This is a genomic window from Streptomyces sp. NA02950 (genome assembly GCF_013364155.1).
GTDB lineage: Bacteria > Actinomycetota > Actinomycetes > Streptomycetales > Streptomycetaceae > Streptomyces.
The window spans coordinates 873,994-886,830 of sequence record NZ_CP054916.1 but is presented as its reverse complement, the minus strand read 5'-3'; the positions used below and the strand labels follow the sequence as shown (position 1 = coordinate 886,830).

General features: G+C 73.1%; 10 protein-coding genes. 2 read left to right on the top strand and 8 right to left on the bottom strand.

Translation table 11 applies throughout. The features are described from left to right. Positions 1 to 16: 16 nt before the first annotated feature. The 5 genes from HUT19_RS03605 to HUT19_RS03585 form a co-directional block, all read right to left on the bottom strand. The gene (locus tag HUT19_RS03605; RefSeq protein ID WP_176179027.1) at positions 17 to 1,492 is read right to left on the bottom strand and encodes an ABC transporter substrate-binding protein; all 1,476 of its coding nucleotides are present in this window, start codon (positions 1,490 to 1,492) and stop codon (positions 17 to 19) included. A gap of 5 nt (positions 1,493 to 1,497) precedes the next feature. Next, the gene (locus tag HUT19_RS03600; RefSeq protein WP_176179026.1) at positions 1,498 to 3,465 is read right to left on the bottom strand and encodes a hypothetical protein; all 1,968 of its coding nucleotides are present in this window, start codon (positions 3,463 to 3,465) and stop codon (positions 1,498 to 1,500) included. Between the two features lie 105 nt (positions 3,466 to 3,570). Then, complete coding sequence (locus HUT19_RS03595; RefSeq protein WP_176179025.1) at positions 3,571 to 4,743, bottom strand: anhydro-N-acetylmuramic acid kinase; 1,173 nt, start codon at positions 4,741 to 4,743, stop codon at positions 3,571 to 3,573. Continuing rightward, positions 4,734 to 6,086, bottom strand: coding sequence for an MFS transporter (locus HUT19_RS03590; RefSeq protein WP_176186439.1), 1,353 nt, complete (start codon positions 6,084 to 6,086; stop codon positions 4,734 to 4,736). The genes HUT19_RS03595 and HUT19_RS03590 overlap by 10 nt, the downstream gene beginning before the upstream one ends. A gap of 116 nt (positions 6,087 to 6,202) precedes the next feature. Next, on the bottom strand, positions 6,203 to 8,680 hold the full coding sequence (locus HUT19_RS03585; protein ID WP_176179024.1) for a SpoIIE family protein phosphatase: 2,478 nt from the start codon (positions 8,678 to 8,680) through the stop codon (positions 6,203 to 6,205). A gap of 167 nt (positions 8,681 to 8,847) precedes the next feature. Here HUT19_RS03585 and HUT19_RS03580 point away from each other — a divergent pair, with 167 nt between their 5' ends. Continuing rightward, positions 8,848 to 9,624: an SDR family NAD(P)-dependent oxidoreductase gene (locus HUT19_RS03580; protein WP_176179023.1), complete on the top strand. Its 777-nt coding sequence runs from the start codon at positions 8,848 to 8,850 to the stop codon at positions 9,622 to 9,624. A gap of 9 nt (positions 9,625 to 9,633) precedes the next feature. Here the strand turns inward: HUT19_RS03580 and HUT19_RS03575 are convergent, their stop codons facing one another. Then, complete coding sequence (locus tag HUT19_RS03575) at positions 9,634 to 10,890, bottom strand: cellulase-like family protein (protein WP_254885418.1); 1,257 nt, start codon at positions 10,888 to 10,890, stop codon at positions 9,634 to 9,636. A gap of 165 nt (positions 10,891 to 11,055) precedes the next feature. On the opposite strand from HUT19_RS03575, the gene HUT19_RS03570 reads away from it, so the two are divergent. Further along, positions 11,056 to 11,778, top strand: a complete 723-nt coding sequence (locus HUT19_RS03570; RefSeq protein WP_176179021.1) for a FadR/GntR family transcriptional regulator — start codon at positions 11,056 to 11,058, stop codon at positions 11,776 to 11,778. Between the two features lie 4 nt (positions 11,779 to 11,782). On the opposite strand, the gene HUT19_RS03565 is transcribed toward HUT19_RS03570, so the two are convergent. Next, on the bottom strand, positions 11,783 to 12,073 hold the full coding sequence (locus tag HUT19_RS03565) for a DUF1876 domain-containing protein (protein WP_176179020.1): 291 nt from the start codon (positions 12,071 to 12,073) through the stop codon (positions 11,783 to 11,785). Positions 12,074 to 12,158: 85 nt separating this feature from the next. Further along, on the bottom strand, positions 12,159 to 12,776 hold the full coding sequence (locus tag HUT19_RS03560; RefSeq protein ID WP_176179019.1) for a hypothetical protein: 618 nt from the start codon (positions 12,774 to 12,776) through the stop codon (positions 12,159 to 12,161). Between the last annotated feature and the right edge of the window lie 61 nt (positions 12,777 to 12,837).

Sequence of the window (12,837 nt, the reverse complement as noted above, 5' to 3'; positions counted from 1 at the left end):
CCGGCGCGGGCGGACGTCACTGCTTGCGCGGTGGCTCCCCGCGCGGCGCCGACACCTCCACCAGTTCCGACCGCCCGGTCTGGGTCAGATGCAGGATCGGCACCGCCTTGTTCCGCGGATTGCCGTCGTTCCGGAAGGAGATGAAACCGCTCGCCCCCGCCACCTGCTGACGGCCGTCCATCTGGTGGAACATCCGAGCCACCGCGTCCCCGGTCACCTCGCCCTGCCAGCCCGCCGCCATCTGGATCCCCTGGGCGGCGGTGAGCACCGCGTCATGCGCCATGATGGCCTGCCCGTCGTAGCGGGGGTCACTGGGGAACCAGCGGTCCAGCGAGCCGCCCGCCTGGAAGTGGCGGGCCGACGGACCGGACACATGGAGCCGATCCTGCCGCCACATGTCCGGGTGGGCCAGCCCCGTGTACAGCACCCGCACCCCGCTCTCGGCCGCGTGCGCGAGCTGCCGCGCGGTCAGGTTGGTGGTGTCGTCCCCCGCGATGACGGTGAACTTCCGCCCCTGGCAGGGGCGGTTGGCCAGCGAGTCCAGAAATCGCGTCAGATGACGGCCCCGGCCCGCGAAATACACCACCTGCGGCTTCTGGTCGCACAGCTGGCCCGGCATATAGCGCAGCTCGTTCTGCCAGGCGCTGCGCACCGAGGAGTCGTAGGTCATCCGGTCCGCCACCAGCCGGTGGCCCTTGCCCTGGAAGACATCGGTGAAGGCTTCGCCCAGTGTCTTGGCGTAGTAGTTGCCCTTCGCGTCGTCCTGGACCACCACCGCGGTGCGGACCTTCTGTTCCTTCAGATAGGCGGAAGCGGCCCGCGCCTCGTCCACATTGGTCGGCGAGACCCGCACGAACCCCTTGATGCCCTTGATGTTGGTGGCCGTCATGGTGCTGGCCACCAGGGCCAGGCCGTGGTCGGAGAGCCGCCGCAGCGCCTCCAGGGTCCGGCCGGTGCTCGGGCCGAGCCCGGTCACCGCCACCAGATTGTCGGGTGCCCCGGTGCGGCCGATCAGCTCGTCGACGGTGTGTTCCCAGTGGGCCGCGCTGCTCCCCATGTTGGCGATCAGCAGCCGGATCTTGGGGGTGGAGGACAGATCGCCGCGGTTGTGCCGGTACTGCGCCAGATAGGCGCCCTCCAGCTCATGCCGGACCGACTCCTCGGAGTTGCTGTCGTCGTCGGTCAGGGTGAAGGAGGTCATATAGGCGACGCTGACGTACGGATCCTCGTCGGCGTGCTCCGTCACCCGGTCGTTCTCCGCCTTGATCTTCTTCTCCACCGCGCCGAGATGACCGGCGAAGGTGTACGAGCCGTCGGTGACCCCCACGCACTCGCTCCCGTCACCTTGCTTCACCACCCCCGCGCCGCAGCGCGACCGCTTCTCCTGGATCCAGTGCACGGTGAGCGGCACCGCCACCGCCAGCAGGGCGACGACCACCACCCCCGCCACCACCCGGCGCACGATGTGCAGCGGCCACTCGAGTCTGGGCACCGGGCTCACCACTCACCGGCGGAGGTCAGCGGATGGCGCCAGTGGCGGTATCGCTCCGCCTCGTTGAACAGGGCCACGATGTCGTTCCTCCTCAGCCGCGACAGCTGGTTGAAACCGTCGGCGAGCACGTCGTTGAGCCGTCTGCCGGGATCGGCGAGCGGATCGCTCCACACCCAGCGCGCGGTGATCAGCTCCCGGATCACCGACGCGGCGGTGACCGCCTCCGGGGGCTCCTCCGGGGCCAGTCCGGCGAACAGATCGAGTGGACCGCCCGCCGCCGGGAACCGGCCCGGCGCGGCCGTGATCGTATTGAACTCGCTGATCCACTGGGCCGCGGGCACCACCGGGAACCGCGCCACCAGATGGCCGGTCACCTCGTCGATCCGCTTCGACGCCAGCCGGTGGTACATCTCATGGACCGGGTGCCCCTCGGCCCGGAAGTGCTCGGCCAGCAGCTCGTGTGCCGTGTCCCAGTCCTCCGGGCGCCCGGCCAGCCGCCACAGCAGCAGCCGCCGCAGCCACGGGTGGAGCGCCGGGGTCACCGTGCCCGGGCTCAGCAGCAGCCAGCGGTCGCGGATCTCGCCGAACAGCGACTCGCCCGAGCCGAGCAGCCGGGTGCCGACGGACAGATCGCGGGCGGCCGCGCATTCGGCGAGGGTGGCCCGCTGCGCCGTGTCGAACCCCTTCAGCAGATGGCCGAGGGCCGTCTCGGCGAGCGAACGGGTGTCCTCGCCGTTCCGCAGAGTGCGGTCGGGCAGCGTACGCAGCCAGCGGTCCTGCTCGAAGCCGTCCTCCGCGGGCGGATCAGACTGCCGGAACACCTCCAGCACCTGCGATACGGCCCGGGGGAGCCCCGCGGTCAGCCGGTGGACGAAGGGCGCGAGCCGCGTGAACGGCGCGAGATCGGGGTGGTGGCGCAGCTCCAGCTCCATCCGGATGCGCACCTCGTCCAGATTGAGGTCGCGCAGCCGCAGCGGATACCACCAGGTGTCGTCGCTGTCGCGGGTCGGCCGGTGCTCCTGCCAGTCGGTGAGCGAGGCCCGGTCGGGGCCGCGCAGCTGCCACGGCCACTGGTCGCCGGTGGCCGGACCCCAGCGCGGCAGCCAGCGGTTGGAGCTGGCCACGACGGTGAGCGGATCGCAGACGGCACCCGCCACCACGGCGTCGTCATGACGCGAGCGGATCAGCAGATCGAGGAAGCGACGCCCGTACTCCGTATGGGAGTTGTCGAGCAGCAGCAGATACGAGCGCGGCATGAACGAGCGGTCCGTGTTGCTCCGCAAGTCCTCCAGGAAAGCGGAGAACAGTACGTGGTCCAGCCGCTCCAGATCATGGGCGTCGCCCTCGTGGCGCCATAAGTTGAGCTCCACCAGCGCCTCCCACGGATCCCGGCTGTGCAGCAGCCGGTGGCCCCCGTACCAGGTGGCGCTGCCGGTGAACTTGCGCCCCGGCAGCCGTCTGCGACCGCGCCGCAGGGCATCCCGCAGCAGGGCGAGCGCGGCGGTCGAGGCCCCGTCGGGGGCGCCCACCGCCCCTCCGGCCACCTCGAAGAAGGCGGCCAGGTAGTCGCCGTACCGCGCCTCGGCCTGCTCCTGGAAGGCGTCCAGCTCACGCCGGATGGTGCGCCGCCCCTCCGCCAGACTGGTCATCCGCAACTGGTGGTCGGAGGCGAGCAGACCCAGGGTGAGCCGGGGGAAGTGGGAGCGGCGGTACCGCGGCAGCTTGCGCTCCAACTGGCGGGCCAGCAGCGCCAGGGCGTAGCGCGGCAGCAGCGGCTGCTCCCCGCCGAGATTCACATAGGCGAAGGGATGCTCGGGGCCGAACCGCTCCATCAGCGCGCTGTGCGCCTCACTGGCCCCGCTGCCGCGCGGGCCGAGCAGTGTGATCACCGGCCGCTCGGCCGGTGGTGGCAGCCGCAGACACTCCTCGGTCAGACTGATGATCCCGCTGCGGCCTCTGAGGCCGACGCCCATCCCGGATTCCCCCACGCGCCCCTCGCCCCCCGTCAACTACGCTGAGTTTACCCGCGTTCACCCGTTCTGATCCGGTCCGCGCTCCAGGACATCCGGCTCCGGTGTTCAGCGCCGGAAGATCTCCAGCCGGGACGGCGCGTTGCGCCCCGGCTCCGGCAGCCGCAGCGGGCGCCGCCCCGGGGTGAGGGAGCCGAGCACACTCGGACGGTGTGCGCCGGTGCAGCCCGGCACGGTGCCCGCCAGACCGTGGGCGGTCAGGAAGCCCAGTACGGCGAAGGCGTACGCCTCCTTGGCGGCCGCCGGAAGGCCGAGCTCATCGGAGGTCCGCAGCGCGATCCCGCCCAGGGCCCGGCCGAGCGCTGTCATCAGCGCGGGGTTGCGGATGCCACCGCCCGAGGCGATCACCTCGGTGGCATGCACCGACCGGGCCGCGTCCGCCACCGTACGGGCCGTCAGCTCCGTGACCGTGGCCAGCACATCGTCCGGTGCCACCGGTCCCGCTTCGGCCAGGGCGGCCCGCAGATACGCGGTGTGGAACAGCTCCTTCCCGGTGGTCTTGGGTGCTGGCCGGGCGTAGTACGGCTCCGTCAGCAGCCGCCCGAGCAGCTCCGGATGGACCGCGCCGCGCGCCGCCATCGCCCCGTCCGCGTCGTAGCCGAGCCGTCCCTCCGTCAGTTCGGCGGCCGCCGCGTCGATGAGGGCGTTCCCCGGGCCGGTGTCGAAGGCGAGCGGAGCACCGGCCTTCGGCACCGCGGTCAGATTGGCGATACCGCCGAGGTTCAGCGCGGCGCACACCCCCGGCCGTCCGTGCAGCCACAGCGCGTCCACCAGGCTCACCAGCGGAGCGCCCTGGCCGCCCGCCGCGATGTCCCGGGAGCGCAGATCGGAGACGACCGGTACGCCGGTGGCCTCGGCGATCCAGGCGGGCTGCCCCAGTTGCAGGGTGCCGTGCACCCGGCCGTCCTCGGTCCAGTGGTACCCGGTCTGGCCATGGGAGGCGATGAGATCGGCGCGGCCGCCGCACAGCTCCCGGTCGGCCCGTACGGCGAGCGCGGCGAACGCCTGGCCGATCCGGGTGTCGAGCGCGCACACCTCCTTCAGAGTGGTCGCCGACGGTGGCAGCGCGGCCCGCAGCGCGCCGCGCAGCGCGTCCGGATAGGCGTCGCTGACCAGTCCCAGCGGGGCCAGGATCAGGGTGTCGCCGTCGAGGACCAGATCGGCGGCCGCGGCGTCGATCGCGTCGTGGGAGGTCCCCGACATCAGTCCGATCACCCGCATGACGTCTCCTTCGGTGTCCTTGGTGTCCCGGGCACGGGCGGTGTTCCGGTGGTTTCGCGCAGCGCGCCGCGGTGGTGGCCGCCGCGCAGGGTGAGCAGGGCGAGCAGACTGACGGCGCAGGTGACCGTCACGTAGTACGCGGGGATGTCCGCGTCGCCGGTTCTCTTGATGGCCTCGGTGATGACGAGCCCGGCGCATCCGGAGAACACGGCGTTCGACAGCGCGTACGCCAGCCCCAGCCCGGTGCAGCGGACCCGGGTCGGGAACATCTCGGCGAGCATCGCCGGACCGGGCCCCGCCATCAGCCCGACGAGGGCCCCCGCCACGAACACGGCCACCCCCTGGACCAGGGCCGAACTGCCGGGATCCTGCACCAGGTTGAGCAGCGGAAAGGCGAGCACGGCCACCAGGGCCGCCCCGGTGAGCATCACCGGCCGCCGTCCGATCCGGTCGCTGAGCAGACCCGCCGGGAGGATGGAGAGGGCGAACCCCAGATTGGCCACCACGGTGGCGATCAGCGCCTGCCGGAAGGAGGCGTCCAGGGTGCTCTGGAGATACGACGGCAGGACGACCAGGAAGGTGTAACCGGCCGCGGCCCAGCCCATGATGCGCCCGGCCCCCAGCACCACCGCACGTGCCACCTCACCCCGGCCGGCCGTTTCCGCCGCCCGTGCCACCGGCGGGGCGGCGCGGAAGGCCGGCGTCTCCTCCAGCCGCAGCCGCAGCCACAGCGCGGCCAGCCCGAGCGGCAGGGTGAGCAGGAACGGCACCCGCCACCCCCAGTCGTGCAGCGCCCGCTCGCTCAGCGCGGTGGCGAGCACCGCCGCCGCCCCGGCGCCCGCGAGCAGCCCCAGCGCCACCGTGAACGACTGCCACGCCCCGTACAGTCCGCGGCGGCCCGGCGGCGCGAACTCCGTCATCAGCGACACCGCACCGCCGAACTCCCCGCCCGCGGACAGGCCCTGGAGCACCCGCAGCAGCGTCAGCAGCCACGGCGCGGCGGCCCCCACCGTGGCGTACGTGGGCAGCAGACCGATCAGTGTGGTGGCGCCGGTCATCAGCAGCAGCACCAGGATCAGCGTGGGGCGGCGGCCGATCCGGTCGCCGACCCGCCCGAAGACGGCGGCGCCGATGGGACGGAAGAAGAAGGCGAGCCCGAACGAGGCATAGGTCTTGACCAGGCCCTCGAGCTCGCTTGCGCCGTCCGGGGTGAAGAAGTTGGCGGCGATGACGGTCGCGAAGAAGCCGTAGACGCCGAACTCGTACCACTCGATGAAGTTGCCGACCGAACTGGCGACCAGGGCACGGCGCGGAGCGGGTGCGGGGGCGGGCCGGGGAGGCACGGCCCGGTGGGGGAGGGAGTCGGCCGGGTCGGGGAGGGGACTGGTCACATCGGGCCCTTTCAGCCGTACGCCGCCTGGAGGGGGAACGTGAAGTGCGTACCCCGCGGCGGCGGTGGTTACGGCTCGGGCCTGTCCAGCGGCTGTTCCGCCCAGACGGTCTTGCGGTCCCCGGCGTACCGGGTGCCCCACCGCCTGGTGAGCTGGGCGATGAGGAACAGACCACGTCCGTCCTCGTCCATCCGGCCGGCCCGGCGCAGATGCGGGGAGGCCGCGCTGCTGTCGGAGACCTCGCAGATCAGCGCCTCGTTCCTGACCAGCCGTAGCTGGATCGGGCCGCCGGCGTGCAGGATCGCGTTGGTCACCAGTTCGCTGACCACCAGCTGGGTGGTGGCCACCAGATGGCCCAGCTCCCACCGGGACAGCTGCCGCGCCACGTAGGAGCGGGCCCGGGAGACGACGGCGGGCCGCGGGGGCAGCTCCCAGGAGGCACAGCGGTCGTCGTCCAGCGCCCGGGTACGGGCCACCAGCAGGGCCACATCGTCGGGCGGGTGCTCCGGGAGCAGGTCCTGGACCACCAGGTCGCACACCGAGTCGACCGAGAGCTCGTGGCAGCCGTCGTCCAGGGCGCGGCGCAGCCGCTCCAGACCGGCGTCGATGTCATGGTCCCGGGACTCCACCAGACCGTCGGTGTAGAGCACGAGCATGCTGCGGTCGGGCAGTTCGACCTCCGACTTCTCGAACGGCAGCCCGCCCACTCCCAGCGGTGGGCCTCCGGCGGAGTCGAGGAACCGGGTCCCGCCGTCCGGCATGACCACGGCGGGCGGCGGATGCCCGGCGCGGGCGAACGTACAGCGCCGGGTGATCGGGTCGTAGACCGCGTAGATACAGGTGGCCCCGAACGCCCAGGTGTCGATGGCCGGTTCGGCGGGCGGCTGTCCCGATTCGGCGAAGTCGCGGTGCTCATCGGCCTGTTCGGCGATCAGCCGCCGCACATGGGCGTCGACATGGGCGAGCAGATCGTCCGGCGGGAGATCGAGGTCGGCCAGGGTACGGACGGCGGTGCGCAGCCGCCCCATGGTGACGGCCGCCTTCATCCCGTGTCCCACCACATCCCCCACGACCAGCGCCACCCGGGCCCCGGACAGCGAGATCACATCGAACCAGTCGCCGCCCACCCCCGTCCGGCCGCTCGCGGGCAGATAGCGCGAAGCCGCCTCCACCGCCGCCTGGTCGGGCAGCCGCTGGGGGAGCAGACTGCGCTGGAGGGCGAGGGCCGTACCGCGCTCCCGGGTGTAGCGGCGGGCGTTGTCGATGCACACCGCGGCCCGTGCCACGATCTCGTCGGCCAGCAGCAGATCGTCCTTCTCGAACGGCTCGGGGCGCTGACGGCGCAGGAACACCGCCACCCCGAGCGTGCTGCCGCGGGCCCGCACCGGCACCACCATCCAGGAGTGGATGCCCCACACCCGGATCCCCTCGGACCGCGCCGGGTCGTCGGCCAGCCAGGCGGGGACCGGACCCGGGCCGTTGGCCGACTCCAGCACCGGCCGACCGGTGGCGAGGGCGCGGGCGAAGGGGGAGTTGGGCGCGGACGCGTGGACGTCCACGTCCTCCACATCGGCCACCGCCTCCGGGGAGCCGGGCACGATGGAGCGGTGTGCGGCGCGGCGGAAGGCGGTCTCGCGGGCCACCGGGCCGGACGGCGGCTCCTCGCCCTCGAAGACCGAGTCGATCAGATCCACACAGGCGAAGTCGGCGAGCCGGGGAACGGCCACGTCCGCCAGCTCCTGCGCGGTGAGCAGCAGGTCCAGGGTGCTGCCGATACGGGCGCTGGCGTCGTTGAGCACCGCCAGCCGCTCCCGGGCGCGGTGCTGCGGGGTCACATCGAGCACCGCGTGGCAGACGGCGAAGATCTCCCCGGAGCGGTCCTTCAGCGGGAAGACCGAGTTGCACCAGGCGTGCTCCCGGCCGGGGTCGGCCGGTACCCGGCCGTGCACCTCCACGTCCCCCACCGGGCTGCCGCCCCCGAGCACCCGCTGCTGGAGCGCCTCCATCTCCGTGACCTCCAGCTCCGGCAGCGACTCCCGGAGGGTGCGCCCCATGCGCTCCTCGTCGGTGAGGCCGCTCAGCCGGCGCAGCGCGGCGTTCTGCATCAGACAGCGGCGGTCGGTGTCATAGACGCTGATGGCGACCGGCGCCTCCGAGCCCAGACTGTCCAGCAGCGCCCGCCCGACGTCCTGCCGCCGCACCGCCTCCTCGCGGGTCGCCTGCACCAGCCAGTGGCGGCCCCCGTCCCCGGGGGCCCACGGCTGGGCCCACAGCACGACGGATATCTCGCCGCCGTCCCGGTGGCGCAGTACGGCCGGTCTTCCCCCGGGGGCCGTGTACGCCGCGATCCCGTGCGGCGGCTCGGCGCCGTCCGCGAACAGTCCGGCCGCGGGCTGTCCTACGGCCTTTTCCGCGGGAATCCCGAGCAGCCGGTGCGCCCCGAGGCTCCAGCCGGTGAGAACACCCCGTTCATCGACCACGGCGACGGCCTCGGAGACCAGATCGGGGAGGTGGTGCGGCCACCCACGGAAGGTGCTGTCGCCCATGAGATCCGCTTTCGCTCTGCCTCCAGCACGTGAAGCGCAATGTTACTCCGCATCTGCCACGCTAAGCAGAAATAAGGAGATATGCCGGATATATATGCTGCCGATCCGCGGATGCCGCTGGACGCGGGGTCTTGGCGGCCGCTATTAATTCATATTTAATCTGGTGGATGGCTTCCTTCCCGTCCGCCGGGGACCCCGGCCCGGCACAGCGCTGCGTCGTCGTCACCGGAGCCGCCGGAGGCATCGGTGCGGCCACCGCCCGGCGGCTGGCCGCCGACGGCGCGGGGGTGCTGATCGCCGATGTGCGGACCGAGGCCGGGGAGGGCATCGCGCAGGAGATCCGCGCGGCGGGCGGCGCCGCCGTCTTCCAGCACTGCGACGTGTCCGACGAAGCCGCCTGGGCCGGCGCGGTCCGCGTCGCCACCGACGCCTTCGGTCCGGTCACCGGACTGGTCAGCAACGCCGCCGTGGCCCACGTGGCGCCCGCGCACCGCACCGGCCTGGCCGCCTGGGACCGGCAGCTTTCCGTCGGGCTCACCGCCGCCTTCCTCGGCTTCCGCGCCTGCCTTCCCGGTCTGCGGCGGACCGGGGGCGCCGCCGTGCTCGTCTCGTCCGTCCACGCGCTCGCCGGCCTTCCCGGCCGCCCCGCCTACGCGGCGGCCAAGGCCGGGCTGACCGGGCTGACCCGGCAGCTCGCGGTGGAGTACGGCCCCCGGGTGCGGGTGAACGCCGTACTGCCCGGCCCGGTCCTCACCGCCGCCTGGGACGGCATCGGCGAGGAGGAGCGGCGGATCAGCGCCGGGCAGACCGCCGCGGGCCGCCTCGGCCGCCCCGACGAGGTGGCCGGGGCGATCGCCTTCCTGCTGGGCGGGGACGCCTCGTTCATCACCGGCGCCTCGCTCGTCGTCGACGGCGGCTGGAGCGTCGCCAAGTCCGGCGCCTGAGCCGCGGGCTCAGCCCCGCACCACGGCGTTGCACTCCCGCTGCAACGCCATGTCCCGCCACATCGGATGGTGCGGCGCCGCGTTGGAGCACACCACCGAACCCCACGCCCCCACCCGCGCGGACTCGGCGGCCGCGCGACGGCAGAACGCCGCTCCCACCGGCCCCTCCTCGAAGGTCCCGTACAGCGGGGTGTAGCCGATCCAGCCCTCCCCGAAGACCAGCGGCACCCCGCGGCCCGCCGCCCAGTCCGCCGCCGCCTCGATCCAGGTGACCAGGCGCTGCTCCATCGCCGGCCGGTGCAGCGCGTAGCGGCCGTACAGCCAGGCGTCCCACCGGTCCGGATCGCACCAGTCGTGCACATAGACCTCGCGCGGGCCCACCGTGGTGGCCTCCAGCCGCCATCGATCACCGGACGGCGGCGCCCAGTCGGCCAGATCGGGCGCGCCCGGGCGCAGCAGCTCCCGCCGCACCCGCTCCTGGGGGAACGGACGGGTGCGGTCCCGGACCGCGAAGGTCTCCAGCAGATCGTCGAGGACCCCGTAGACATAGGGGTGGAAGACCGCGACATCGACGCCGTCGGGAATGCCGCGCAGCGAACCGACCGGTACCTTGGCGTAGTTGACGGTGACCGGCCGCCGCGGCTGACGCTCCTTGAAGCGGGCGATGCCCCGCTCCAGCCGCGGACGCAGGGCCACCACCCGGTCCCCGTCCGGCAGCCCCTCGGTCAACCGGCTGCCCTGCACCTCGTTGTGGAGCTCGGTGAAGGCGATCCGGTCGTCCAGACCGAGCGCCACCAGGAAGTCGACAAGATCCGCCAGCGCCTCCGCCAGGACCTCCGCACGCCGCTCCGGCTCGACGGCCGTCAGCGCGTCCAGCCACGCACGGTCCGCGGCGAACGACGGACTCTGCTGGTACTCCCAGCTGGAGAGGATGACAAAGCACTCATGGCGGCGGGCCGCCTCGAACAGCGTGCGCAGCCGCTCCCGGCCGTCGATCTCGGTGCCGCCTCCCACGTCGTACCAGCGGGTCCGTCGGCCGTACCCGCCGCCCAGCGGGCCCAGCCGCAGTGCGCGGGTGTCGAGCCCGGAGCCGAAGAGCAGAAACGGCATGGCGCACACGCGCACCGTGTTGTAGCCGCGCGCCACGGCCTCCTCGAAGGCGCGGTCGAGATCGGCGAACGGCTCGCCCGGCCCGCCGCGGGTGTACCAGCTGAAGTCCCACAGAGTGATCGTCAGAGTGTCCGGCAGATGCGGCGACAGCGTCACTGGGGGCTCCCCGCGGTCGGCGGCTCGACGGCTCGGCGATGAGGCTCGGTTCATCGTTCGGGGCCCGCCGCGAAGGTGTCAAGATGTATTCATAAATAATGCCGCGCTACGGGAACGTGCCATGCGGGAACGTGCCGTACGGGGGCGGACAGGAGGAGCACATCGATGACGTCCTACGCGGGACGGGGTGTCCACGGCCAGGTGGTCCAGCGCCTCGGCGCCCGGATCGTCGCCGGGGACCTCGCCGAGGGCGACATCCTGGACGTCCGCGCCCTCGGCGAGGAACTGGACGTCAGCCTCACCGTGATGCGCGAATCCCTGAAGGTCCTGGCCGGTAAGGGGCTCATCGACGCACGCCAGAAGCGCGGCACCTTCATCCGCCCGCGCTGCGCCTGGAACCTCCTGGACGCCGATGTGATCCGCTGGCGGATGGCCGGGGGAGACGGCGAGCGGCTGATGCGCGATCTCACCGACATCCGCGCCGTCGTGGAACCGGCCGCCGCCCACCGCGCCGCGCTGCGCCGCACCGACGCCGACCTCGCCGCGCTGGACGCGGCGCTGGCCGCCATGGAGCGCGCCCGCGGCGATCTCGAAGCGGAGGCCGAGGCCGACGCCGCCTTCCACCGTGCCCTGCTCGCCGCCACCGGCAATGAACTGCTCGCCCGGCTCGATCTGGTCCTGGAGCCCGGCCTGCGCGAGCGCGACCGGCTGGTGCACGGCCGCGGCGACGCCGGCGACCCGGTGCCCAGCCACCGCCGGGTGCTGGAGGCCGTACGCGACCGGGACGCGCCCCGCGCCGAACGCGCGATGCTCGATCTGCTCGCCAAGGCCGCCGAGGACCTCGGGACGGCCGTGGCCGGGACGCCCCGAGTGGCCGGGACGCCCTGAGCCGTCAGGCGATCCAGCCGTATCCCGGGCGCGGCCGCGGCGGGGCCGGGGGCGCGCCCACGTGCTCGATGTCGTGCTCCGCGGCGCGCAGCAGCTGCTCCCCGAGGTCGTGCAGCGCCCGGCCCGCGGCCAGCTCGTCACCGATCGCCGGTACGTCCTCGTCGTCGGGGTTGCAGCGCGCCAGGCCCCGCCCGGTGAGCGCCGACTTCCCGGTGTCCAGTTCCACCCGTGCCTTGGTCCTGCCCTCGTCCTCGAAGAGGAAGAGGTGGACTCTCCACTCCACTGTGTGCGACATGATCCGCTCCTCACCTTCCGCGTACCGCGCGGACACCGGCCGGGCCAGGGGCCGGACCGCGCCCCGGATCGGGCCGGGACCCGGATCAGCGACGTTCCCTGCCGGACCACGCGGGTTCCACCACCTTCCACTCTGCCTCCCATCGCGCGTACCGGCCGCGGTCCAGCACCTGCCGGGCCCGGGCCCGGGCCGCATACGCCACGGTGACCACCGCCGCCGCGGTCAGACAGCCGGCGAACCAGCCCACCGTCCGCGCGGTCGAGGGGGAGGCCGGTGGCCGCACCAGCGCCCCGGAGCGGTCCACCCACACCCGCACCGCGTCCCCCGCCTCCGTACCGCCCGTCACCGTGGCCGTGCCGGAGTGGTGCCCGCCGTCCGCGCCGGTCCAGCGGACCCGCGCCTGCCAGGGCGACTGCCTGTCCACGCGGTGCGGCCCGCCCGGTGGGGTCTCCGCCAGCCGTGCGGTGATCGCGTGGCGCGAGGCCTCCTCGGCGCGCACCACCCGCATCTGCGAGCCGTACGCCGCGTGGGCGGCGCTCAGCGCCGCGGCCGGGAGCCCGCACACCAGCGTCAGCAGGAACAGCACGGTGCACCAGGACTGGATCCGGTCCGACCTGCGCCGCAGTGGATTCGGTCCCCGGTCCGGACCCCGCAGCCGGGGCTGATGCGTCCCGAAGAGACGTCGCGGTCCATGGGTGTTCATGGTCTGGCCTCCAGCGGGTGCCGGGCGACGGCGCGCCCCCGCGCCGCGCCCCGGACGGTCG